This is a genomic window from Rufibacter hautae, assembly GCF_008271695.1.
Classification (GTDB): domain Bacteria; phylum Bacteroidota; class Bacteroidia; order Cytophagales; family Hymenobacteraceae; genus Nibribacter; species Nibribacter hautae.
Window position 1 is genome coordinate 1,682,693 of sequence record NZ_VKKY01000002.1, and the last position, 23,904, is coordinate 1,706,596.

Sequence of the window (23,904 nt, forward strand, 5' to 3'; positions counted from 1 at the left end):
ATATTGCCATACTCCTCCCAAGCCTGGAATTTAGCGGGATAGATTGTTCGGAAGACTTTAAAGCAACTTGCCTTTTGGTTTCCTTCGGCCTGATGAGCAGGAACAACCCCGACATCGGCTGGGGCATCAAGGGGTTTCTGTTCTCCCAGGAGAATCCGGTGGTTCACCTCTCCGAAAGAGACAGCGGAAGATGCCTGGACAGCTTCAGGCTGTTGGAGGGAAGACACAGCGACGGGCGGCACCGGTTCCGAAATGAGACAGTGAACCTGCAGCTGCAGATGTTTGTCATGGACATGTGGGACATCTTCTCCAAGGAGATGGAGAAGCGCAGCATCAACAACCAGAAAGGCTCTCTATTCGAGCGGTTCCTGCAGCTGGTCCAAGAACACTGCATGGAAGAACGGGAGGTGGACTATTACGCCTCACAGCTTTGCATCACCCCCAAGTACCTGACGGAGGTCTGCAAGAAGAACAGCGGTAAGACTGCCTTGGAGTGGATCCAGAACTACACCACCCAAAGGCTCATCATTCTTCTGGATAACAATAAACTCAGCTTCACCGAGATTGCTGACACGCTGAACTTCTCGAGCCAGTCGTTCTTCAGCCGGTATGTGCGGAAAGTTCTGGGCGTTTCGCCGAGTGAATACCGCCAACGGATGGCGGATTTGTAATTGTGCATCCCGCCAATGAACAATCTAATCTCCTTATATCTCCTGAAGCATTTATCGGAAATCGGAGTAGCCCAAAAGGATTTATCTATTAACCTTGAGATTATCTAACAAACCTTACTGAATCATTTTTCGAATCTGAAGCTCTTTCAGATCAATTAATGAAAGATATTTCTTTACCAAATCTTTAACTCCAGAGGCTGATCATCTCCTCCTCAGGTAGCGGTCTGGAAAAGAAATCCTCCCAGTTGGTTCCCATTCCATCTACCATATGGGGCAATTCAAAGATTTTTCCTTTCGCGCACCCGAACCGCATGGCCTGTACCATTGCCTCGGCTACGCCCTCCGCGTCAATGGTTACGTCTCCCAATCCCACCTGTTTTGAACCTGCCTGCTTATCTGCTCCTTTGTCTTTGTTAAGGTAAGTCGGCCGTAGGATGGTGAAGGGATGACCACTTCTCTGTAGCATCCGCTCCGTTAACCCTAGCCAATAATCAGCTTCAAGGTAAGAATGGGTACGTTCCATACTTCGGCAGCATCGATAGATGACATGGGTTTTCTGGTCCGCTGGGATACTGTCCAAAGCTTTGTCCAGGCCTCCGAAAACAACCAGTTCATACCCCCTTTCCCCTGCGAAATCACCCGCCCCGTGAGCTGCGAACAAATGCGTTACTCCCTCCACCAAGCTCTTTAGGTCTTTTGAAGAGATAAAGTCCCCCTCCATTATCTCAACTGCATCTCCGAACAGTTTTTTTGCCTTTGCCACGCTTCTGGAGAGGACCCGCACCTCAAGATCTCGCGCCACCAATTTCTGGACCAGGTGCCTGCCGACCTGTCCTGTTGCGCCAAGCACGGCTACAGTATTTCGCATTTAAAGCCCCTTTTTATAAAATCTTTATTAAAACAGTACGCAAGAACATCATACCAAATACCAGGGCTAACCCCTTGATCTTTAGTTTATTTCTTTTGCACAATGCAACTACTTTGACAAAAGAGTCAAGAATTGGGTTTATTGATGCCTAGGTTCTCTCTGCTGTATTTTTCTGGGGTTTCGATAACCTCTGAGATGAAAGTAGCCAGGCTTTTCTGGGAAATGACCGATCCTTTCTCTGGTTCGCCTTTCCGGGTGATCTCGAAATCCACCTCATTGTCATTGGTGAACCAGGTTGGCCGTAGGATGGTGTAATCAAGGTCCGATGCCTCAAGCTCGTCGGCAGCCCGGCGGTAGGGCTTCAGTACGGGTTTCATTGGGGAATCGTATATCCCGATCGAGCTGAGGAAGATAACCTTCTTCACGCCTGCCTCTGTCATCGCTTTCACAATGTTGCTGGCCATTGCCTCCAAGTCTCCGGCCAAGTTCGCATACACGATATCTTGGCCTTTGACTGCCTCTTTCAGCTGGTTGTAATTTAGCACGTCGCCTTCAATGATGCAGCAGCCGGTAATGTCCTTGTTTCTCAACCGGTTTTTGCTTCGCAGGAACAATGTCAGGTTGATGTCTTCCTTTTTGACTAAGATATCGATGACGTGTTTTGCGATGTTACCGCTTGCGCCGAGGATAAGTACGTTTTTCATTTCTATTTTCAAGTTTAATTGATTCGAGCAAGTCTTAAGATGTTGCCACTGGTCCTCTATTCTGCTTCCATCAGGAGGCGGAACCCGATGCTGATGCCCCGATAATCAGAGTCATAGGGTTTGCGGAAGGAACTGCGCCAACTATTGGATGTCTGATGCCAACAACCTCCCAGGTTTTAAACATCCTTCAATACAGTTTCGGGAGCGCGAACGCCCATCAAGTTGATTTTCTCAAACGCAATCCGGAATTCCTTCAACTCATTAGGAGTGAATGCCACCTTGAATGCTCCCAGGTTTTCGTCCAGGTGATGCAACTTGGTTGTCCCGGGAATGGGTACGATAAAGGGCTTCTGCGCCAACAGCCACGCCAGGGAAAGCTGAACAGGGGTGACACCTTTGCGGTCAGACCAATCCCTGACAAGGTTCAGGAGCGCCATGTTGTTTCTGATGGCTTCTGGGGTGAAATAGGGAACAGCGGTAAAACGCGACTCGTCCGAGAACCGGCTGTATTCGTTGAACCTATCGGCCATGAACCCTCTCACCACGGGACACCACGGCACGAACCCGATGCCCAGCTCCTCACACAAAGCCAAGGTCTTGTTTTCATGCACACGCTCCACCAAGGAGTACTCGTTCTGCAGGGCCGTGACCGGATGTATGGCGTGCGCCTTCCGGATATTGTCAAGGGAAGCCTCCGAGAGACCGAAGTGCAGGGCTTTCCCCTCCCTGATGAGGTCCTTCACAGTTCCGGCAACGTCTTCAATAGGCACCTGCGGGTCTACCCGGTGCAGATAGAGCAAATCAATGCGGTCGGTCTGCAGACGACGGAGCATGCCTTCCACCGCCTTGCGGATACTGGCCGGTCTGGAATCCCGCCCGACACTCTTTCCGTTTTCGAATTTGAAGCCGAATTTACTGGCGATCACTACCTTGTTTCTAAGCGGCTTCAAGGCCTCGCCCACGTATTCCTCGCTGGTGTAAGGGCCGTACACTTCGGCCGTGTCAAAAAACGTGACTCCGCGGTCCACCGCTCCCCGTATCACTTTCACCATCTCATTCTTAGGCCGTGGCGGATTGTAGCTGTTGCTGGTCATGCTCATGCAGCCCAACCCAATGGCCGAAACCTCCAGCTTCCCCAGTTTCCTGTTTGGCAAAGCCGAATTCCTATTCTGTAGGTTGGGGCTGTTTTTAGGTATGGCGTTCCCGCTGTTGCTTTGGGCAAAGCCAAGTTGCGCCAGGGCGATGGCCGAGGTGGCCATTGCCCCCGTGGCAATGAATTTTCGGCGGTTAATATTACTGTTTCCCATAGTTCTCTTCTTTACATTTCTTGAGGATGAATTGGCCCGGACCAGTCATTTACCGGTCAATCCGTTTTTGCATGTGGGCCGGGTACCTTTCTCCCTGGATCTCAATCCTGGAGGCAGCCTCTTCGATTTTCTGTACATCGTCGGCGGTTAGGTTGACGGAGGCGGCACCGGTGTTTTCCTGCAGGCGGTGCAATTTGGTGGTGCCTGGGATAGGCGCAATCCAAGGTTTCTGGGCCAGTAGCCAGGCCAACGCTATCTGGGCGGGCGTGGCATTCTTTTCCGCGGCGATGGTCTTCAGTAAATCCACCAGCGCCTGGTTGGCTTTCCGGTTCTCCTCCGAAAAACGGGGAACCACGTTCCTGAAATCCGAGCTGTCAAACTGGGTCTGTTCAGTGATGGCACCGGTCAGGAATCCTTTCCCCAAGGGACTGAACGGCACAAAGCCGATGCCCAGCTCTTCCAGCGTTGGGATGATTTCCCTTTCCGGCTCACGCCAGAACAAGGAATATTCGCTTTGCAGCGCGGCAACCGGTTGCACGGCGTGGGCCTTGCGAATGGATTGCACCCCGGCCTCCGAGAGGCCGAAGTGTTTTACTTTTCCTTCCTGAATTAATTCCTTAACGGTACCGGCCACGTCTTCCATCGGCACGTTGAGGTCTACCCGGTGCTGGTAATACAGGTCTACGTACTCCGTTTTCAGCCTTTTGAGCGAACCCTCCAAAGCTTTGCGGATACTCTCCGGGCGGCTGTCCACAGGGTTGCCAGCATTACCGTCCAGAAAACCGAATTTGGTAGCGATGACTACCTTTTCCCGCAAAGGGGCCAGTGCCTCGCCCAGTAACTCCTCGTTGGTAAAAGGCCCGTACACCTCGGCCGTGTCAAAAAAAGTGAGACCTTGTTCATAGGCGGCATGTATCAGGTTGATGGCCTCCTGCTTGTCTGTCGCAGGGCCATAGCCATAGCTCAGGCCCATGCAACCTAATCCCAGGACAGAGACTTCCAGTCCGCTGTTCCCTAATGTGCGTTTTTGCATCGTTTTTGAATTTTTAGGCTTAAAACAGAATGTTAAAACCAGGTGTGTTACTACCCGGAGGTGGTATGGAGGTTCACCAACTTCCATTTGCCGTTCTTCTTCGTGTACACTTCGGTGTAAACCAAATGGTAGACACTTCTTCCGTTTACCGTAAAGGCGGCCTTGCCCACCAACACGGCGGTGTCGCCGTACACTTTAGCGGAGTGCTCCCTCAGCGCGATTTTGTTGTACACGAAAGCGCCGGTCCTCATCTGCCGAATCCAATCCGCTTTGGTGGTGATGTGCCCGGTGAGATGCACGAAGACCAACTCGTCGTCGAACAGGTCCGCCACCTTGTCTACTTCCCGCTCGGTTTTCCAGCGGAACTTGTCAAGGGACAGGTTCAGTATCTCGGCTTCTGCGGTTGATTGTGCCAATGAACTCATGGTGAAGGAAATTGAATGGAGGAAAAACAAGGTGACAAGGATATCCCTGGCGCCGGACATGAGTGAACTACATGCTGCCTAGCCACTTCACAATGGCCGGGTCACGGTGGTCAAAGAAGACGCTCGCTTTGGTGTCCAGTGCCTTGATAGACTCCATGTCTTCGGCGCTCAATTCAAAATCAAAGACGTTGAAGTTCTCCTCAATCCTTTCCCTGCGCACCGATTTGGGGATCACCACCACGCCTCTCTGGATCAGCCAGCGAAGGATTACCTGGGCAACGCTCTTCTGGTATTTTGCCCCGATGGAAAGCAGCACTTCATTGCTGAACATGTTGTTCCTGCCCTCGGCAAACGGTCCCCAGGACTCTATCTGCACCTTGTTTTCCTGCAGGAATTCTTGAGTCTCGGTCTGCTGGCAGAAAGGGTGCGTCTCTATCTGGTTCACCGCCGGCACCACCTTGTTGTGGAGGATCAGATCCATCACGCGGTCTGGGTAAAAGTTGCTTACCCCAATGGCCCTGATCCTGCCCGCCTGGTACAGCTCCTCCATAGCACGCCAGGCACTGTATACATCACCGTAAGGCTGGTGGATGAGGTACAGATCCAGGTAGTCCAGTTGCAGCTGCCGCAGGGATTTCTCGAAGGCTTTCTTGGCGCTCTCGTATCCGATGTCAGACACCCAGAGTTTGGTGGTGATGAACAGCTCTTCCCGGGCTACGCCGCTCTTCTTGATGGCCCTGCCCACTGCTTCCTCGTTGCCGTAGGCAGCGGCGGTATCAACCAGGCGGTAACCGGCCTGTATCGCTTCCAGTACGCTTCTTTCGCACTCTTCGGCATCCGTGATCTGGTAAACACCAAATCCCAGGATGGGCATCTCTACCCCGTTGTTTAAGGTTACTTTTTGCATAGTTTTCAGAAAATGGAGTTGAAACGCGCATGCCTTTTTTAGTGAAAGGGCAGGCGCTGTATAGGTTATTCGGACATGGAAAGCAGACCTTCGTCCAGCCTCGCTCCCTGTATGTTGATTTTGGACAATTCGGCTTCGATCTCCTGCAGGTCTGCGGGTGTCAGCTCAAGATCGATGGATTTGAGGTTGTCGTCAATGTACTCCACCTTGTCCATCCCGGGGATTGGGACGATGAAGGGCTTCTGGGCCAGCAGCCAGGCAAGGGCGATCTGCACCGGCGTGGCGTTCTTCCGCTGGGCCACGCTGCGTAGCATATCCACCACGGGCATGTTGGCTTTCATGGCCTCCTGCGTGAAGCGCGGGAAATTCGCCCGCAGGTCGGTGTTCGGGTCAAATTTGGTGTTGGGATCAATGGTGCCGGTAAGGAAGCCAGTACCCAATGGTCCCCACGGTACGAACCCTATGCCCAGTTCCTCGCACAACGGCAGTACCTCCGCCTCAGGCTCCCTGGTCCAGATAGAATATTGGTTCTGCACGGCAGCCACCGGGTGGACGGCATGCGCGCGGCGGATGGTATTCGCCCCGGCCTCAGACAGACCGTAGTATCTGATCTTACCTTCAGCGATGAGTTCCTTCAGGGTACCGGCCACGTCCTCAATGGGAACGTTGGGATCCACCCGGTGCTGGTAATAGAGATCAATGTAATCGGTTCTCAGTCTGGTGAGGGACTCCTCCACCACTTTGCGGATGTGGGCCGGCTGGCTGTTGATGCCGGTCTCTGAGATCATCCCGAATTTGGTGGCGATAACCACGTCTTTGCGGAAGGGTGCGAGTGCCTGGCCTACCAGCTCCTCGTTGGTATAGGGACCATAAGCTTCGGCGGTATCGAAGAAAGTAATTCCTCTCTCCACTGCGGTGCGGATTACCTTAATACCGTCATTGATATCAGCCGCTTGTCCTGTCCCAAAGCTCAAGTTCATACAGCCCATGCCCAGAGCAGAAACCTCCAAGCCACCGGTTCCTAATTTGCGTGTTTTCATAACCTCTTTTTACTCGTTGGTAGTTAGCATTTAGTATCGGCGGTGAACGATTACCACTTTCAACATGACAAAGGTCCCACCTATTTTAAGCTCAGGTTGTATACAGATTACTGTATTCCCTACCATTATTACTGATTGGGGGTATAATGCACTGGCAAGGCCCCTTAAAAGGCTAAATTTGAGATGAATATGAAAGTAAGATCATGGAGAACATCTTAAAGTTTGACACCGTCGCCCAATACAACGCCTTCAATGACCACGAGACCCTGCACCCGCTGGTCAGCGTGTTGGACTTCTCAAAAACGCATCCTAGGCAACATTTCCGGGCCAATTTTGGGGTGTATACCATTTTTCTGAAAGAGGTTAAATGCGGGAACCTGCGGTACGGATGCAACTATTACGACTATGAGGAGGGGACCCTTGTATTCGTGGCGCCCGGGCAGGTGATAGGTGTGGAGAACAATGGGGAAGTCTATCAGCCCCAGGGGCAGGTCTTGGTGTTTCACCCGGACTTGATCCGCGGCACTTCGCTGGGACGACATATCGAGGATTACACCTTCTTCTCCTATGAGGTGCATGAGGCGCTTCACCTATCAGAAAGGGAGCATAAGGTGATCCTTGACTGTCTGTCTAAGATAAAGTTGGAACTGGAACTGCCTATTGACAAGCACAGCAGAAAGCTGATCGTGTCTAATATTGAGCTGTTCCTTAATTACTGCGAGCGTTTCTACGATAGGCAGTTCATCACCCGCGAGCAGGTGAACAAGGGTATTTTGCAGAGGTTCGAGGATCTATTGACGGACTATTTCAAGTCTGACAAGCCCCAGGAGATTGGCCTGCCCACGGTGGGGTACTTCGCCGAGCAGCTCCACCTGTCGGCCAATTATTTCGGGGATATGGTGAAGAAAGAGACCGGCAAATCAGCCCAGGAGTACATCCATCTGAAGATCATGGATGTTGCCAAGGAGAAGATATTCGATACCAGCAAGACCGTGAGTGAGATCGCCTACGAACTAGGGTTCAAATACCCGCAGCACTTCAGTAGGGCTTTCAAACAGCATGTTGGATCTACACCAAATGAGTACCGGATGTTGAATTGATGGTGTATCTCCTAGTGAAATAAAGCTAGATTGGCTTTAATGTTTATCAAAGCGGCTAAGTCAAAAACTAAAGCACAAATAGTAAGTTGCTTGTTAGAACTTGGGCTTACAGTTAAAGGGCAGGTTATGTCTCTTCTATTGCAAGGCTTTGATTTTGTTGATGAGGTTTGATTAGGAAGGATTACTGCTTTGTGGGAATTTAATAGTGCAGTAAGTGCAAGAGATGCAGCCCTATCTAAAGTGTTGTTTGCAGGTTCATCTCTCGGTAAACGCTAGCAACTACTCCCTTTGACCAAGTTCAGATCTACCAACTTAAACTATGAAATTTGTGCCACTTTTGTAAGTTGCTTCATTTTTGGCATTTGCTAGATCTGAAGCGAAAGTAAGGAGGAAAAGGCGAAGATAAGCGGAAAGCAGATTATTTGAATTCAGGAAAATTTTAAGGTGAAATCCTGGCTTGTTTATGCTCTATTAAACCCTTTCTTCAGAAATGCCGTGGTCTTCCTTAGAACGTGAGTCAATATCCTCAGTCCTGCTTATGATCTCCCTGATGACCTCATCCAGTTCCTTTGCGGAGACGGCAAGCCTGGGAATTACCTCGGCGTTTACCCGGTCGCCTGGGTTGTCTAAGTTGAACAGGTTTGAAAGTCCGAGGATATTTGCCACTGGCCTTCGCACCACATGCGACTGGAGGAACGCTATCTCAGTCAATCTCTTGTTTTTCTCCTCCAGTACCCTTTCTGATTCTTTCCTTAGCGAGAGTTCTTCCTGGGCTTGGCGCAAAGATTTGCGCAGTTCCTCCACAGACATGTTCTCCAGGTAGCAGAGCAGGAATATGGCGGTGACGCTGTATATCCAAAAGGTCATGGGAGACTGCCCTAGGGCCTCCTTTACTGGCAATACATCATAATAGTCTGCCAGAGCGAGCGCAAGCCCTCCCAAGGAGGCAGCAATGCCGAACAGCCAAATCTCCTTCCTGCCCAGCGTCAGGCCGGCGAACAGCACCACAATCGGCAGGATCTTCGAACCATGGCTTTTGATGCCGCCCCCGGTCCACCCGAACCCGAAAATCATCAGCAGCAGAAAGGAAATATAGAGGTAGGCGCTTAGGGAGACATGCCCTTTCTTGGTGGAGACGATCAAGGGAATGCTTACGGCCCAAAGGAGCAGCAGGATGATCAGGTACCGGGGAACATGCTCCGGCTGCAGGAACATATTCACGATGAAGGACACGTTGATGACGAGGAGGATGCTCCAGATAATCTTTATCAGGATGGAGGATTTCCTGCCCAACTCTGGGTCGGCGTCCTTACTTAGGGAGTTCACATTCAACATGTCCCGTCATGATTTAGTTATGTATTTTCTGACCGCATGTAATAGAAGAACACCCATAGCCGACCAATGTTTCACCCTTTCATCTAGAGTGGCCGCTAATTTAGGATTTAAATAAAGGTTATATGTTATTGAGAGGTAAATACTTTACCGAACTCCGCTTTTGCCGCATGTGCAGGCACGAGCCTGCGCTTAGACTTCGAACAGGTTCTGCTCGGAAGATTTCACTGTTCGGGAAAACACCTTGTAAAACCTATGGGCAATGCTGGTAAATACCTACTTGTCAGGTTAAAACACGGATTGTTGCCTATGCGTGAAACCTGTAGCGCACCCAGGGGTATGATAAGGAACAAGGTCCCGTTTTCATATTTGTTTATTCAATCTCCTTACCCGCCCGCGCTCTGAGGGGAACAGGATTGGCCGCACGCCCCAAAAGGTGTGCGGTTTCCTTTTGCGGCCTGTCCTTGGCGGCTAGGCGGGTGACTCCCCCGGGCCGGGCAGCCGGGGGCCGAACCTAGGATCCAGAGGCTGGCGGCATAGCCACTCCACCCGCAAGACCCCTTCACGGGTCAGCGACACGTAGTCTCGGTGAGCGGAGACCTGGATGAGTCTTCCCTCTTGGAGGGACATCAGGTGAGGATCCAATTCCTCGGCGCCCACGCTGAGGGTAGTTTGCACTTTGCTGGACTGCACCAAGGAACCATGAGGCGCCTCTGGCAGCGGTACCAAGGCATAGATCACACTCAGGATTAAATCCTCCACTCTTCCTCCTTTCGAACTTATACGGCAGGTAAGGTACGTATTTTTACGTAATACTGCTGATAAACAGAATTTTATATAAATCAAGCAGAGGCGCGGCTAACTAAAGCGAAAGAAACTACCTTGATAAACTGTTATATTAACTTGCTGATGTTCACCAAAACTATGATAGTAGAAACAACATCAAAAATTTATGCCATCGCCTTCTGAAACTTAAACAAGCCGCAAGGCTTAGAAGGCAAGGGTATTGACCAAAATACCTTCCGGTGATATGTCCCAGGCTTAGGCAGGAACGTCAGAACAACTAATGCCCCTATTCTAAGTAAAAGATTTCAGACCAACACGAGAATGTATGGAACTACTGAAATTCAAAACCAACATAGGCCAGGAGGAGGAGATAGGCAAGGTCGCTCCTTACCTGGACGGGGTAACGGAGGTAAGCAAATGGAAGGTGGACACCAATACCGGAGAGAATATCCTGAGCGTCTCAGGCGATAACCTTGATCCCCAGAAAGTGAAGAACGCCGTGGCGGAAGCCGGGTTCAGCGCTGAGCTGCTCCGGGTGCTGGGCATTGGGGGGGATGAGTTATAATTTGATCAGTTGAATTTGCCTCTATAAAGAAAACCGTCTGCCCATGGAAGCAAGAAGCACATAGGCAGACGGTTTGTTTTTAAAAGCACTGTTGAGGTACAACTTCCGTGTTTTAGGGTTAATTCCAGAAAATCGGCCCTAAAACGGGAAAGCGGCTTGGTCATCAGCTTTGACTTCCCGCCAGGGGTACCCTGAAGATATGGAAGTCCAGCCCCGAGATGTCACCCACCGCCTCATGGATGCGCGAGGTGGTGAAGTAGAAGTTATCGTGCTGGTCTATGGTGAAGGTGTCGGGCCACTTCACGTCTTTCCCTTCCACAAAAGTTCTCAGCTCGCCGTCCGGAGTCCTTACCATGATGGCGTTCTTCTCCAGGTCGCCCAGGTAGAGGTTCCCATTTTTATCGAAGATCATCCCGTCCGGAGCCGGGGTTTTGCCCAGGTCTTCCACCTGAGCGCCCAAGGCGGCAGCATCCAGGGACTCGTCGTTCAGCGCCCGGGTGGGGACGCGGTAGAGCGTGTAGCCGGTAAGGGCGTGGTAGTAGAGGTACTGCCCGTCGTTGGAGAGCGCGATGCCGTCTGCATGCATACTGGGTTTCTCGCCGTCCTTTACCCAACGCTCGCCCTCCACGGTCAGCCACACGTCCTCTGATTTGGTAGACGGATGATCGTCCAGCAGTCGGCGGGGTACGCCGGTCTCCAGGTCCAGCACAATAATGGCTCCTACCCCTGACTCAGTGATGTAGATCTTTCCAGCCTCCCGGTCAATCCGCAGGTCGTTGAGGTAAGATTTTTCGGGCGCGATGGTTTTGTCAAAGGTCCAGTTGTTTTTGAGCGTGTTAGACTCCAGATCGAACTCGTAGAGCATGGCGTTGCCCACCACCCCCTTCATCATGGGGCTGGCTGGGTCCAGCACGAAGAGGGAGTCCTCGTGCGCCACCACCGACTGCACGCAGATGAAGGTATTAGGCTCCGGCTGCCCGTGCCAGGCGTTCCAGGACTCATCCGGGTAGGGTCGGTACTGCCCGTTGGCCAGTACTTCCACCACGGAGTACGGCAGGTTCTCGTGCCACCGGGGAAAGTTGGCGAACAGCCGACCGGTCTGGCTGATGGTAACGCCGGTTACCTGGGTACCTTTGAAGGTAGCTACGTTCGTGAGGTTAGCAGTGGCCATGGTCATGATTCTTTTCTGATGGAGGTGTGTCCTTCCATGGAGTGCTGGAGGTTCAGCTCACCCGTAGGTTCCTGTTTGAAGGAAGAATCCGCTTCCTCGCCGGCCGGGCCTTTGGCGATGGTAATGCCACCGTCCACCATGTAATGGGCACCTGTTACAAAAGAGGCCTCGTCCGAAGCCAGGAACAGGTACACGTTGGCTACCTCCTCGGGAGTACCGCGGCGGCCGGTCAGGTTGGCTTGCTTGTTCAGCTTCTCCATCTTGGCGTCCATGGGGCCCAGCTCTTTGTGCGTCCAGGCGGTGTCAATGGGCCCCGGTCCTACTACGTTGCAACGCACCCCGTAAGCCGCCTGCTCGGCGGCCAGTCCCTTGGTAAAGGCGATCACGAATCCCTTGGTGCCGCCGTAGGGCGCGTTCTGTGGAATGCCCAGCACCCCGGCCTCGGAGCCAGCGGAGACGATGTTGCCCTTGGTTTTCTGCAGCTGGGGCAGGGCGGCCTTGGACATCAGGAAGGTAGTCTTCACGTTGTTCTTCATCATATAATCGAAGGACTCTTCGGAGTAGTCGGTCAGGTAGTTGGTCTCCACGAACACGCCGGCGTTGTTAATGAGGATGTCCAGTTTCCCGTACTGCTTCACGGCCAGGTCCACGCAGCTCTGGGCCACCGGCCACAGGGAAAGGTCGCCGGTGAAGTGGATGGCCGTGCCGCCTTCCTGCATGATTTCTTTGGCTACTGCCTCTACCGGATCATCGGGTAGCCCGGCCACTACCACACTCGCCCCTTCTTTCGCGAATTTCTTACAGATGGCCTCGCCAATCCCGGCTCCTCCGCCCGTCACTATGGCTACTTTTCCTTCTAATCTGTTTCCCATTACAGTACTTTTTGAGATTTTTAGTGTATGTCTTTCCCTCCTACCAACCCGCTAAGGTTTACGGGAAAACCTTTTAATGTTTTCAGCCTAGTTTTGAGTATTCAGCCCTAAAATGAATCTACATCCTTTTGTTGAGGACCATTGGAGACTGAATGGTTTGCCAATCAATAATAATCTTCTTAGCGGAAACATGGGAAGGCAAAAAGAAACCAGCCCCAAACCATTGGTTCGTTTTAGGGCTGGTTTTAGAAAATGACACGCTTTCATGAATCGTGAAACGGCTATTTATCCTCCCACGATCAAGGCTTCAAAACGACCTTCACGCAGTTGTCTTCCTTCTTCTTGAAGATATCGTAGCCGTGCGGGGCTTGCGCCAGCGGCAGGGTGTGCGTGATGATATCGTCTAGCCGTACTTTGCCGTCCACCACCAGTTGCATGAGGTGGTCAATGTAATGCTGTACCGGGGCCTGGGTCCCCATGAGGGTGACGCCTTTGTCAAACCAGCGGTAGATGGGGAAGTTATCAAACGGGGAGCCGTACACACCCACCACGCTCACCACGCCAGCCCTCCTGACGGCCCGCAGGCAGGTCTCCAGCACCTTGGGCGTACCCTTCTCCAGGTTGATGACCGCTTTGGCTTTCTCCAGGAAGTTACGGTCCGCCTCCATGCCTACGGCATCAATGCACACATCGGCCCCGCGCCCTTCGGTAATGCTCCGGATGTATTCCACCACCTGGTCCTCGCTCTCCCACAGCAGGGTCTCAGAATTAGCCGATTGGCGAGCCATGTCCAGCCGGTATGGCTGAATATCGATGTTGATGACCCTTCCCGCGCCCATGAGCCAAGCCGATTTTGCGGCCATGATGCCTACCGGACCGGCCCCGAAGATAGCCACCGTCTCGCCACCTTTAATGCGGCCCCAATCTGCTGCGGCCCAACCGGTGGGGAAGATATCCGTCAGGAACAGCACTTGTTCATCGGTGAGGCCCTCGGGAACCTTGCGCGGCCCAAAGTCTGAGTAAGGCACCCGCACATACTCCGCCTGCCCGCCGGCGATTCCTCCGTACAGGTCTGTATAGCCGAACAGGGCCGCCCCTTTCTGGTCTGCGAATCCTCCGTCTGGTCCATATTTGCTGTTGGAGTTCTCGCACTGGGTAGGCCAGCTGTTGCTGCAGAAAAAGCAGTGGCCGCAGGCAATGGGAAACGGCACCACCACGCGGTCTCCCTTCTTGAGGTTCGTCACGCCACTGCCTACTTCCTCCACAATCCCCATGAACTCATGGCCCAAAACCATGTCTTCCATCTGGGGAACGAAGCCGTCATAAATGTGGAGGTCAGACCCGCAAATGGCGGTGGAGGTGACCCGGATGATGGAGTCGCGGGGTTCTTCAATGATGGGGTCCGGGACCGAATCAACGCTTACATCACCGATTTTGTGAAACACGAGTGCTTTCATAAAGAATGGGGGTAAAAGGATATACAACTCTTTTTATAAGGATTATAACTTTTACAGGCACCTCCCCTCTTTAGTTGTCTTCACATGCACAAAAAGGCTTCTTAATCTTTAGGCCGATTTGGAGGGGCAAGAATCAAGAAAGATGAAAGTGGCAAGAGTACAACAGAAAGGCATCGCGACTATTAGATTTCCTTATCTGATAGGACATCCTTAGCTTGTGAGTATATTAAGCCACACTCCCGGTTTAGTGGGCTTTTTACAAATATGACCGGAAAACGACAGCCTCCCTCACGGAGAGCAGTATAAGTGCTTTCATATTGGCTCCTTTACGCTCTTTAAGCAGGTTCTCTACAAAATCTGGCAACTCCTACCCCCTTTTGATTGCACAAATCCTCAGCTCCCCACAACAAAAACGGACGAAGCATGGTAGCATAGGTAAAATACTTTCTACGCCATGGGAGCAAGCAGGAAATGATGAAAAGGCACCTCATAGACAGGGGCATCTCTGACCCCAGGGTGCTGCACCATGTTGGAGGTGGACCGTACCCTGTTCGTTCCGGAGGAGATACAAGGGCAGTCCTATAACGACAAAGTCCTGCCTATCTGCATGGGGCAGACCATCAACCAACCCTACATCGTGGCCTACATGGCACAGGCCTTGAAGCTGGCGCTAGAGGACGCGGTACTGGAAGTAGGCGCAGAGGAGGCACTGACCACGTAGGCGTGTTTCCCGTATTCTCCTCACTAGGAGGATTTTTAAAGTTTCAGTTGCAGTACACTGGATTCCTATAAGACAACCCATAAACGTCACAACCAATGGCAAAGGAAAAAAGAGAAACAATCCCTAACTCCCAGGCCACCCGGGTGATTCCCCAGGGCAAGCTGCTCATCATCGGCGGAAAGGAGGACAAAGGAGATACGCCCGAAAGGGAGAAGGAGCATAACGTCAACTTCATCAGCGAGCAGATCCTGAAGCGGTTCGTGGAGGAGCTGAAGGGCGAAAATCCCTTGGTGGTGGTGATCCCGACGGCTTCCCGCATTCCGGAGGAAACCGCCCAAGACTATCTGGATGTATTCCAGAGCCTGGGGGCCAAGAATGTGCAGGTGGCGGATATCCGCAACCGCCAGGATGCCAACAAGCCCGAGTATGTGGAATTGATTAGGAAGGCGGCCGGCATCATGTTCACCGGCGGCGACCAGCTCCGCCTCACGGCCATCTTCGGCGGCTCTGAGATGCTGGTGGCCATGAAGGAGCAGTATGCGTTTACCCAGGTGGTCATTGCCGGGACCAGCGCTGGCGCCACGGCCATGTCTACGCCCATGATCTACGAGGGTGAGTCTGAGGGAGGCTACATCAAGGGCGACGTGCGGGTCACCACTGGCCTTGAGTTCCTCAAGAACGTAGCCATTGACACCCATTTCCTGACAAGGGGCCGCATTGTGCGCCTTACCCAGGCCATCTGCACCAACCCCGAGTGCATCGGGATAGGGCTGGAGGAGGACACGGCCATCTTCGTGACCCAAGGGGGAAACGTGGAGGTGGTGGGCAGCGGGCTGGTGACGGTGGTGGACGGAATGGGCATTACGGAGACCAACATCTACGACATCGGGAACGGACAGCCTTTCACGGCCAAGGGGCTGCGGATGCACATGCTGGGGAATGGAGATGAGTACGTGGTTCCTTCCTACATGAGGTTTCAGCTGCAGTAAGCCTGTGCAGCTTTTAGGCTATTTTATAAAAAGTAGGCTCAAATCAGTGACCCCATTCCCAATGGGTACTCTCTTCAGGGGTGACCCTGAAAGAGTTCAGGAGGGTTTCTTCATTGAAAATGGAAAGGGGCTTCATTCACCGGCAACATATATCCTTATCATCACGTGATTTACGATACATGAACAATGTCTCCATCTACCGCGCCAATGCAGTATTGCTTCTGGGCATACTGACCATCATCGCCTTATACTATGGCAAAGTCTTTTTCATTCCGCTGGCCTTTGCCATCATTTTCGCCATGCTTATGACGCCGGTGAGCCGCTGGCTGGAAAACAAAGGCGTGGGCCGCATACCCGCCACCCTTCTCTGCATCCTTATCATCCTGTTGTTCATTGCCGGCATCTTGTTGATCATCTCGCTACAGGCTGCCAGTTTCTCCAAGGATTTGCCTCAGATACAAAGCAAGCTGCAGCAAACGCTGGGGCAGGTGCAGCAATGGATTCAGCAGCAGTACGGCGTGGCGCCCCAGGAACAGATCACCTTTGTGCAGGAGCAGATCTCCAAGTTTTCCCAGTCGGCGAACAAGTTCCTGACCACGGCGGTGAAAGGCGCCATGGGCCTCATCACCTCCTTTGCCCTTATCATCCTTTATCTTTTCTTCCTGCTATGGAAGCGGGAAAAATACGAGGCTTTTTTCCTAAAGGTCTTCTCCGGGGACGAGAAGCCAGTAACCCGTGAAACCCTTCAACAGATCACCAAGGTGGCGGCCCAGTACCTGGTGGGCAGGCTTATCTCCATGGCGTTTCTGGCAATCTGCTACATGATCGGGTTCTCTATCATCGGGGTGAAAAATGCGTTGCTCATCAGCCTCATCGCGGTGCTGCCCACCATCATTCCGTACGTGGGCTCCATCATCGGCGGTATTTTCCCTGTCCTGATGGCGTTTGTGAGCGGGTCCACCGGCATGGTGATCCCGGTGGTTTGCGTCATCGTGGCGGCCCAAGTCATTGACAACAACCTCATAGAGCCTATCGTGATAGGGTCTAAACTGAACATCAGCCCTATTATGACCATCTTCGCCATCGTGCTGGGTGAGCTGATTTGGGGCATCCCCGGCATGATCCTGTTTGAGCCACTGTTCGCCATTATCCGGATCGTGTGCGACCACGTCCCCAAGCTGCACCCATACGGATTCCTGCTAGAGGATGATGTGGAGGAGCCTAAGTGGATTGAGAAGATAAAGCACGTGTTCTCAAAAGGCTGAGCCAAAGAGCAATGGTTGTTACCTGATTTCTCTTTTTTGAAGTTTTCTCTTTAGGTCAGCCTTCATAGAGTTTTGGCTTGGTAGAGGTGCAAAGCCAATTGCAGGTGGCTAGAAGAACACTAATCTTCTTTGGATGGCTAGCTAAAGTCTGCCTCAAAGATTCCCAAGGTATATTTAACCAGTATGAGCTCTCTTCCTTTTTGCTGATGAATACTAACAAGCATAAACTTGAAGAGCATTAGAATAAATAGACTCCTAACCTGGAATGTTTTGAACTAGGTGTTCAGGGTTTCATTTCAACAGCTCAAATGCTATAGCACTCTGTAACCGGTAGTTTTTTTAAAGCGTCCGTGCCAACGGATAGTTTACTTTGCCGCTTCGATAGCTTTTTGCAAGGCGTCCTTGTTCATTTTGCTGCGACCACTGATCCCAAGTTTCTGGGCCTGTTTCATCAGGTCTGCCTTGGAGGGCGCTTTGTGCTCTTTTTCTGCCTCAGCCTTGGCGCGCTTCACCGCGGGGGTATTAGCCACGTGCTGGTCCCCTTTCTTGGAGCCCTTCACCTTCTTTTGCTCGGCCTCCTTTTTCTCCTGCGGGCTCAGCTTTTCCCATACTTCTTTAGGCAAGTAGCGGCTTGTCTCGCCGTCGTGGCGGGTATCGGCGTGCCCGTCCTTGGTCTGCCAATCTTCATCGGTCCACTTTTCCAACGACTTGGCCGCCTCGTCTTTTTTGCCTTTGTAGCCACCGCCCTGCTTTTCGTACTCCTGCACCAGCAGCTGGCTCTTGCGGGCCGACCATTGTCCTTTTTTGCCTCCTTTGTCAGACTGCATCAGCTCGTCTTTTATTTTCTGCCGCAACTCCGGCTTCGTGTACTGCTCTTCGTCTCTGCTCTTTGTCATACTTATTCCTAACTTAAATTCTTTTGTAAAACGATTATAAGGATGATAAGTTTTTGACAATATGTGACTTAACAGGTGAAACTAAGGAGGCATACACCATTTGGCTTAGTACGCACCTACCTCCTTTCACTTAAACCAAATACTCTACTTAAGTACAAGTAAAGTAAGTGAGCACCACTTACATAAGAAATGAAGAACCAATTAGTTAGCTAACCATTATACTAATTGCAAGTATACAGTTGTAGACTATAAAAAGAATGACATGGCTGCTACAGAATTTGATAAGGAAGAGCAAGAACAGATTTACCAGGACTTCAAAGAAGTTGTGAATATGACTCCCTCTGAACTGGAGAAGTGGTTAAAAACAGAAGAATCTAAAGAAGTAGGGTTTAAGGAAGATGCTGCTGGGGAATCTGTAGGGCACGAATCGGGAGGAAAAATCATTCAGATTCTTCACAAAAAGAAATCAGACTTGACAACCGACGACTATGCACACATGCGCAAAGTGGTAGGCTATGTGCACCGGCATACAGCCCAACGACCGTCCGGTGATATAGAGGATACCCCATGGCGGTACTCCTTGAAGAACTGGGGACACGAGCCAAATAAGAAGGAAAAAACAGAGGGTAGGCGGTGATCTCGCTCAAGTTTAGGGAAGCTGCTTCTGGCGATTCCTCAGAAATACTGCTCCAACTAAAGGACGCCTCGGCAGCATTGGGCCTGATTCCCAGAAAACAGGCCCAAAACGTTACTTGAACAACAGCACGCAGGCCACCGGTACCAGCACCAGCGAAATCAGCGATGATACGGACACCAATAGGGCGGCATTCTCCTCCTCCGTATCTAGAAAAGACGAGAACACTACTAGGTTGGCCGCAATGGGAAACGCCGAGATAAGAAACAGCAGCTTCTGCTCGTCTGGTCTCAGTTGACCCACCAGCCCCATCTTGGCCCAGAGCAGCAAGCCCAGAAACGCCGCTGTGGCCAGGTACCGCACCTCCATAATCTTCCCGAAGGTCTTGTAGGCAATCTCCCTGAAGTTCACCTTAGTGAGCCCAAAACCGATCATGACCATGCCCAGCGCCGAAAGGACCCAACTGGCACCGTCCATCACGGGCGTGAGCGTCTCGGGCATCTGAAAACCCATTGAATTGGCAAAAACGGCCGCGAAACAGGCGTACACCGCCGGGATCTTCACCTCGTTCAAGGCCGCTTTCTTCACGGGCAGGTCTTTGCTGCGCGAGATGAGGTAATATCCAATGGTATCGTCGTAGAAAACGCGCAGTTCCTGTCCTTCCACCCGCGAACCTTCGTTATTGACATCCCCTTCGTAACCGGCTACTTTAGGCTAATTCAGGTGCGAAACGATGGCCAGCACGCCCGGCGCTTTCTCGGCGTCTCCGGTGTCAAGTTCTTTGATGCGCCCCTTGGCAATGGTACTGGTCACCAAAACACCGAAAGCAACCCCTGGCAGATGGTATTCAGCTGCGTATTTGGCGCCTCCGGTTACCTTTAGGTGACTTTCTACCCAGCTGACGGAGTCGCTGATAGTTACCTTTTCTACGCCTTTGTTTTCCTGGTTGTTGGCACCGGGTATTCCCTGATCAAGGCATCTCACACCCGAAGGTTGCCTTCAATAGAATCATCCAACGTAGTGCCAGTGGCAGCCCCGGCCACCATTTTCAACAGGGCTACCGCGTCACCGTGCTTGTTGTCCCAATAATAGCCTTCTATTGTCTCCACCTTGATGGCGGTTATTCTCGGGTCATCCACTCCTCCTGTAAACCATGTCTTGAGGATAGGCTCCCAGAGCTCCTTGATCAACTCCTTATCAGTGAAAACAGTCGCCAACCCGTAGAGGCTCAGGAAATCGGAGTGGGCAGAGCCTTGGAAAAGGAGATGTACGTGCCTGTCCTCCTCCAACTCATGGTTCTTGTGGCTGTCATCTGCGCTCAGAAACCAGAAATTTCCCTGGTCGTCCATTTTCTGCACGGACATCGGGCGGACCGCCATGGGTTCCCCTGTCCTGATGCGGGTGCAGAAAAAGCAGGTGTTGTTCTTGCCGGCGAGCTCCTTAATCTTTTTGCCGGCCTCGGCACCCTGAAGGTCCCGATGGTTCTCCTCCGGCTGTTGGCGATTGATACTGTCCATGATGCGATTTTGAACTTATTGGTTAGTACGATGCGATTCCCTAAACAGGGACTACCTAAGATAACGCACGCTTGATGGAAAGGAATGGGATTCCTTTTCAGATGTCACCCGAAGGTGTATTCCAGAGCCATCCCGGGGCACCTGTTGGGTTAACATCGGGATGGCTGTCTATTAGGGTCTGATCCCCCACAAAATGGCGATCTCTGGAAAGAATACGCAGGTACAACTTACGGCTGCCCGCTTCCGCCGCCCGCGCCGTAAACCTGGCCGGTCGCGTAGCTGGCGTCACTGGCGGCCAACTGCACGTAGATGGAGGCCAGCTCCACTGGCTGCCCAGGCCTGCCCAGCGGGGTATCACCCCCGAACTTCTTCAGTTTCTCCTGGGTAGCCCCACCGCTCACCTGCAGTGGTGTCCAGATAGGACCCGGAGCCACCCCGTTCACCCGGATCCCCTTCGGCCCCAGCTGTTTGGCCAGGGACTTCACGTAGCTCATGTTGGCGGCCTTGGTCTGGGCGTAGTCATGCAGCTCGGCAGACGGGTCGTAGGCCTGCTCAGAGGTAGTGCAGATGATCGCGGCCCCCGCCTTCATGTGCGGCAAAGCGGCCTTGGTGATCCAGAAAGGCGCGTACACGTTGGTCTTCATGGTCCGGTCAAACTGATCAGAGGTTATGTCCAGGATGGAAGGTTGTGTCTGTTGCAGGGCCGCGTTGTTGACCAGGATGTCTAAGCCACCGAGCCCTTTCACGGCTACTTCCACCAGTCGTTTGCAAAAGGCCTCGGTTTGTATGTCCCCCGGGATGGCGATGGCCTTGCGGCCCTCGGCCTTGATCAGGGCGATGACCTCCCGGGCGTCCGGCTCCTCGGCGGGCAGGTAGTTGATGGCCACGTCCGCGCCTTCCCGGGCGTAGGCGATGGCGGCGGCGCGCCCCATGCCGGAGTCCCCGCCGGTGATCAGGGCCTTGCGTCCTTTCAGGCGCCCCGACCCTTTATAGCTCTTCTCGCCGTGATCAGGGCGCGGGTCCATCTGGCTGGCCAATCCCGGCCAGGGCTGTGACTGCCCCTTGAAAGGAGGCTTGGGGTATTTGGTGGTGGGGTCCTCCATTTTGTAGGGAGCCTCTTCTGCCGCCAAGGGAAATGCACTAGCGGAAAGGACCGGCCCGACTGTCGCGAGGGCCAACCCAGCCCCCAGCCCGCCTATCGCCTTGCGACGGCTTTCTATGTTTTTATCTTCCATTGTTGTGAAAATGTATTCTGATAAAGATTCAGTTTTGCATTGGAGGATGGGCGATTCTGCTCATCGTTGCTGTTAGGATCCCCTTGAGAAAAGCCCACCTATCAGGCTGCCACCTCTCAGTGTTCCATCGTACTAATTAAAAAAGTCTATAGCCCGAACGCTTTCTTCAGCTCGTCGGCCGCCATCTTCTGGGCCTCCCTCGCCTCCGGGACCACGGTGGCCATCCCGAAGAACTCGTGCGTCACGCCTTCATACACTTTGGAGGAGACGTTGATGCCGGCTGCCTTTAGTTTGGCGGCGTACTGCTGCCCCTCGCTCAGCAGCGGGTCTATCTCGGCGTTGATCACGGTGGCGGGCGGAAGCCCGTTCACGCTGGCCACGTCCACCAGGGAGATCCAGGGGGAGTTGCCGTCGGCGGGCGTCCGGAGGTAGTGCATGAAGAACCACTCCATCAGAGGCTTACTCAGAGGTTTGGCGTTGGCGTACTGCTGGTAGGAAGGGGTGTTGGTGTCGTTGTTGGCGATGGGGTACACCAGCAGTTGGTGCACAGGCAGCGGCACGCCGTTGTCGCGGGCCATAATGCTTACCGCGGAGGCCAGGTTACCCCCGGCGCTCTCCCCGGCCACGGCGATCTTGGCGGGGTTGATGTTGAGCATGGCCGCATTCTGCCGCACCCACAGGTAAGCGGCGTAGGAGTCCTCGTGGGCGGTGGGGAACTTGAACTCGGGCCCTTTGCGGTACTCAACGGAAACCACCACGGCCCCCACCTGCTCGGCCAGCGCACGGGCTGAGGCGTCATACGTGTCAATGGTAGCGATCACCCAACCCCCGCCGTGGTAATACACGATGCCAGGTAACGCGCCAGTGGCGTTCTTGGGCCGGTAACTGCGCACGTGGATGGTGCCTCCCTGCACCGGCACCTTGTGGCCCATGGTGTCCACCATGGAGGCAGGCATGGGGATGTTGTACTCGTCCATTACGGCCATCACCGCATCGGTGGGCGTGGGGGCCATACGGGCCTGTTGCGGGGAGAGGGTCTGCAGGGGAACGCCGTTTGTGAGCGAGTCAAGCTTCTCAATCACGCGCAGCATCTCGGGCTTTATGGTGGGGCCCCAGTCTGGCTTTGGACCCTTGGGGGTGATGCCTGAAGTCATTGCCTCATCGTCGTCACCGCAGGCAGAGAGCGCCAACCCCATCAGTGCCAATAGGCTAATTTTGCGAAGCGTAGCACTGAGCGAGTTTCTTTTGGGGGAAGTTTCCTTGAGTTGATGGAAATTATTCTCTTTGGTAAATTGAAAATTCATAGGTTTAAAATCCTTGATAAATACAAAATATATGTATTGCGAATTTTACCTACATGCACGTTTTAAGTTTCCTATATTTATGTATTTTTATTTATTTACTATAAATATTACAATGCAAAAAACCTTTAGCAGAAAATATGGTTTAACAGATCCTATTACCTAAGAAAGTAAAAGCAGTGAGACATGCTATATAGTCTTACTACAGAAATGAAGGAAAATTGAATTTCTTCTTTTTCGCTAAGAAGAACGCCATCCTCAACATCCTCTCTCACGACACGGCCGGCCCTTTGCGCATAATTCATAGCCTCTCCCAGATCTTGCGCGACGGCATGGAGGAGGACTCATCGGCATGATTGAGCGGAGCAGCCTTCAGGGCGTGCAGCTAATTCAGGACTTCATCAAGCAAGAGTTTCTGGAATCCTCCGAGGCAAGCCTCATCAGGCGCCGGGTGGGCCTGGCGCAGGCCATACGGGAGTCCATGGAGGAGTACCGTCTGGCCCAGAAGATGACCGCAAGGAGTTCCGTTTCCTCGCTTCCCCGGAGAAGGTCTACCTGGAGGTGTACCATACCAAGTTCATGCAAGCGGTCATCAACCTCCTCCCCAATGCCATTAAATTCACCCCCGACGGAGGCCTAATCACCGTCTCCATTTAGGAGCGTGAAAACTTGGTGCTGTTAACAGTAGCCGGCACGGGCGTAGGAATCCCCGAGAAGTACCACCCTACGCTTTTTGACAAGTTCACCCGCGCCAGAAGGCCCAGTATCAAGGGCGAGCAGTCGGTGGGCCTGGGCATGTCCATCATCAAAACCAATGTGGAGTGGCAAGGGGAAAAAATCACGTTCGAGAGCTCGGAGGGCAAAGGCACCGCCTTCTACATCAAGCTGCCTAAAGGCATTGGCTAATTCTTTCGATCAGATGGATTCCTCTAAAGTAAGTACGCTCAGGTAGCCGGGTGAGAATCGGCTTTCGCGGCTGGACCATCTGTGGTCCCTTCTCCCGATCAGGCTATTCTTTGGAGAAAATACCCACCCAGGACTCCGCCTCCCGGAACCGCCGCACCAATGGTTCGTGACCAACCTACCAACGTTATGTCTAACCTGTTGA

General features: G+C 52.6%; 26 protein-coding genes. 8 read left to right on the plus strand and 18 right to left on the minus strand.

Annotated elements, in window-relative coordinates; all coding sequences use genetic code 11:
* Nucleotides 1–92: 92 nt before the first annotated feature.
* Nucleotides 93–671, plus strand: a complete 579-nt coding sequence (locus tag FOA19_RS15870; RefSeq protein ID WP_190300427.1) for a helix-turn-helix domain-containing protein — start codon at nt 93–95, stop codon at nt 669–671.
* A 184-nt stretch (nt 672–855) separates the two neighbouring features.
* On the opposite strand, the gene FOA19_RS15875 is transcribed toward FOA19_RS15870, so the two are convergent.
* The 7 genes from FOA19_RS15875 to FOA19_RS15905 all read right to left on the minus strand — a co-directional run bounded on the left by FOA19_RS15875 (nt 856) and on the right by FOA19_RS15905 (nt 6,955).
* A complete protein-coding gene (locus FOA19_RS15875; protein ID WP_149091753.1) occupies nt 856–1,539 on the minus strand; it encodes an NAD(P)H-binding protein in 684 nt (227 codons plus the stop codon).
* Between the two features lie 125 nt (nt 1,540–1,664).
* On the minus strand, nt 1,665–2,243 hold the full coding sequence (locus tag FOA19_RS15880; RefSeq protein ID WP_149091754.1) for an NAD(P)H-binding protein: 579 nt from the start codon (nt 2,241–2,243) through the stop codon (nt 1,665–1,667).
* 176 nt (nt 2,244–2,419) lie between these two features.
* Nucleotides 2,420–3,550, minus strand: coding sequence for an aldo/keto reductase (locus FOA19_RS15885; protein ID WP_149091755.1), 1,131 nt, complete (start codon nt 3,548–3,550; stop codon nt 2,420–2,422).
* 49 nt (nt 3,551–3,599) lie between these two features.
* Nucleotides 3,600–4,583 carry an aldo/keto reductase gene (locus tag FOA19_RS15890; protein WP_149091756.1) on the minus strand — a complete coding sequence of 328 codons (984 nt, stop codon included), beginning with the start codon at nt 4,581–4,583 and terminating at the stop codon, nt 3,600–3,602.
* A gap of 50 nt (nt 4,584–4,633) precedes the next feature.
* Complete coding sequence (locus FOA19_RS15895; protein WP_190300428.1) at nt 4,634–5,008, minus strand: nuclear transport factor 2 family protein; 375 nt, start codon at nt 5,006–5,008, stop codon at nt 4,634–4,636.
* Between the two features lie 67 nt (nt 5,009–5,075).
* Nucleotides 5,076–5,915 carry an aldo/keto reductase gene (locus tag FOA19_RS15900; protein WP_149091758.1) on the minus strand — a complete coding sequence of 280 codons (840 nt, stop codon included), beginning with the start codon at nt 5,913–5,915 and terminating at the stop codon, nt 5,076–5,078.
* A 65-nt stretch (nt 5,916–5,980) separates the two neighbouring features.
* On the minus strand, nt 5,981–6,955 hold the full coding sequence (locus FOA19_RS15905) for an aldo/keto reductase (RefSeq protein ID WP_149091759.1): 975 nt from the start codon (nt 6,953–6,955) through the stop codon (nt 5,981–5,983).
* Nucleotides 6,956–7,158: 203 nt separating this feature from the next.
* Here FOA19_RS15905 and FOA19_RS15910 point away from each other — a divergent pair, with 203 nt between their 5' ends.
* Complete coding sequence (locus FOA19_RS15910) at nt 7,159–8,055, plus strand: helix-turn-helix domain-containing protein (RefSeq protein ID WP_149091760.1); 897 nt, start codon at nt 7,159–7,161, stop codon at nt 8,053–8,055.
* A gap of 471 nt (nt 8,056–8,526) precedes the next feature.
* Here FOA19_RS15910 and FOA19_RS15915 read toward each other — a convergent pair whose 3' ends face one another.
* Nucleotides 8,527–9,390 (minus strand): hypothetical protein, encoded by an 864-nt coding sequence (locus tag FOA19_RS15915; protein ID WP_149091761.1) that lies wholly within the window; start codon nt 9,388–9,390, stop codon nt 8,527–8,529.
* Between the two features lie 468 nt (nt 9,391–9,858).
* Nucleotides 9,859–10,149 (minus strand): hypothetical protein, encoded by a 291-nt coding sequence (locus tag FOA19_RS15920; protein WP_149091762.1) that lies wholly within the window; start codon nt 10,147–10,149, stop codon nt 9,859–9,861.
* A gap of 349 nt (nt 10,150–10,498) precedes the next feature.
* On the opposite strand from FOA19_RS15920, the gene FOA19_RS15925 reads away from it, so the two are divergent.
* Nucleotides 10,499–10,738 (plus strand): copper chaperone, encoded by a 240-nt coding sequence (locus FOA19_RS15925; protein ID WP_149091763.1) that lies wholly within the window; start codon nt 10,499–10,501, stop codon nt 10,736–10,738.
* A 163-nt stretch (nt 10,739–10,901) separates the two neighbouring features.
* On the opposite strand, the gene FOA19_RS15930 is transcribed toward FOA19_RS15925, so the two are convergent.
* The 3 genes from FOA19_RS15930 to FOA19_RS15940 all read right to left on the minus strand — a co-directional run bounded on the left by FOA19_RS15930 (nt 10,902) and on the right by FOA19_RS15940 (nt 14,238).
* Nucleotides 10,902–11,909: an SMP-30/gluconolactonase/LRE family protein gene (locus FOA19_RS15930; RefSeq protein ID WP_223808928.1), complete on the minus strand. Its 1,008-nt coding sequence runs from the start codon at nt 11,907–11,909 to the stop codon at nt 10,902–10,904.
* A gap of 2 nt (nt 11,910–11,911) precedes the next feature.
* The gene (locus FOA19_RS15935) at nt 11,912–12,781 is read right to left on the minus strand and encodes an SDR family NAD(P)-dependent oxidoreductase (protein ID WP_149091765.1); all 870 of its coding nucleotides are present in this window, start codon (nt 12,779–12,781) and stop codon (nt 11,912–11,914) included.
* Between the two features lie 299 nt (nt 12,782–13,080).
* Nucleotides 13,081–14,238 (minus strand): zinc-dependent alcohol dehydrogenase, encoded by a 1,158-nt coding sequence (locus FOA19_RS15940; RefSeq protein WP_149091766.1) that lies wholly within the window; start codon nt 14,236–14,238, stop codon nt 13,081–13,083.
* A 526-nt stretch (nt 14,239–14,764) separates the two neighbouring features.
* Between FOA19_RS15940 and FOA19_RS15945 the strand changes: the two genes are divergently transcribed.
* From FOA19_RS15945 to FOA19_RS15955, 3 genes are all read left to right on the plus strand, one after another.
* Nucleotides 14,765–14,959, plus strand: coding sequence for a protein-L-isoaspartate O-methyltransferase family protein (locus FOA19_RS15945; protein WP_149091767.1), 195 nt, complete (start codon nt 14,765–14,767; stop codon nt 14,957–14,959).
* A gap of 95 nt (nt 14,960–15,054) precedes the next feature.
* A complete protein-coding gene (locus FOA19_RS15950) occupies nt 15,055–15,948 on the plus strand; it encodes a cyanophycinase (protein ID WP_149091768.1) in 894 nt (297 codons plus the stop codon).
* Between the two features lie 179 nt (nt 15,949–16,127).
* Nucleotides 16,128–17,213 carry an AI-2E family transporter gene (locus FOA19_RS15955; protein WP_149091769.1) on the plus strand — a complete coding sequence of 362 codons (1,086 nt, stop codon included), beginning with the start codon at nt 16,128–16,130 and terminating at the stop codon, nt 17,211–17,213.
* Between the two features lie 365 nt (nt 17,214–17,578).
* On the opposite strand, the gene FOA19_RS15960 is transcribed toward FOA19_RS15955, so the two are convergent.
* The gene (locus FOA19_RS15960) at nt 17,579–18,109 is read right to left on the minus strand and encodes a DUF5872 domain-containing protein (RefSeq protein WP_149091770.1); all 531 of its coding nucleotides are present in this window, start codon (nt 18,107–18,109) and stop codon (nt 17,579–17,581) included.
* Nucleotides 18,110–18,371: 262 nt separating this feature from the next.
* On the opposite strand from FOA19_RS15960, the gene FOA19_RS15965 reads away from it, so the two are divergent.
* Complete coding sequence (locus tag FOA19_RS15965) at nt 18,372–18,746, plus strand: DUF3140 domain-containing protein (protein WP_149091771.1); 375 nt, start codon at nt 18,372–18,374, stop codon at nt 18,744–18,746.
* A gap of 111 nt (nt 18,747–18,857) precedes the next feature.
* On the opposite strand, the gene FOA19_RS15970 is transcribed toward FOA19_RS15965, so the two are convergent.
* The 5 genes from FOA19_RS15970 to FOA19_RS15990 all read right to left on the minus strand — a co-directional run bounded on the left by FOA19_RS15970 (nt 18,858) and on the right by FOA19_RS15990 (nt 22,799).
* On the minus strand, nt 18,858–19,409 hold the full coding sequence (locus FOA19_RS15970) for a hypothetical protein (RefSeq protein WP_149091772.1): 552 nt from the start codon (nt 19,407–19,409) through the stop codon (nt 18,858–18,860).
* Between the two features lie 48 nt (nt 19,410–19,457).
* Nucleotides 19,458–19,727 (minus strand): hypothetical protein, encoded by a 270-nt coding sequence (locus FOA19_RS15975; protein ID WP_223808929.1) that lies wholly within the window; start codon nt 19,725–19,727, stop codon nt 19,458–19,460.
* Nucleotides 19,724–20,260: a pyridoxamine 5'-phosphate oxidase family protein gene (locus FOA19_RS15980; protein ID WP_149091773.1), complete on the minus strand. Its 537-nt coding sequence runs from the start codon at nt 20,258–20,260 to the stop codon at nt 19,724–19,726. The genes FOA19_RS15975 and FOA19_RS15980 overlap by 4 nt, the downstream gene beginning before the upstream one ends.
* 227 nt (nt 20,261–20,487) lie before the next feature.
* Nucleotides 20,488–21,495: an SDR family oxidoreductase gene (locus FOA19_RS15985; protein WP_149091774.1), complete on the minus strand. Its 1,008-nt coding sequence runs from the start codon at nt 21,493–21,495 to the stop codon at nt 20,488–20,490.
* A 146-nt stretch (nt 21,496–21,641) separates the two neighbouring features.
* Complete coding sequence (locus FOA19_RS15990; protein WP_223808930.1) at nt 21,642–22,799, minus strand: alpha/beta hydrolase; 1,158 nt, start codon at nt 22,797–22,799, stop codon at nt 21,642–21,644.
* 669 nt (nt 22,800–23,468) lie between these two features.
* On the opposite strand from FOA19_RS15990, the gene FOA19_RS15995 reads away from it, so the two are divergent.
* A complete protein-coding gene (locus FOA19_RS15995; protein ID WP_190300429.1) occupies nt 23,469–23,702 on the plus strand; it encodes a sensor histidine kinase in 234 nt (77 codons plus the stop codon).
* The last annotated feature ends 202 nt before the right edge of the window (nt 23,703–23,904 follow it).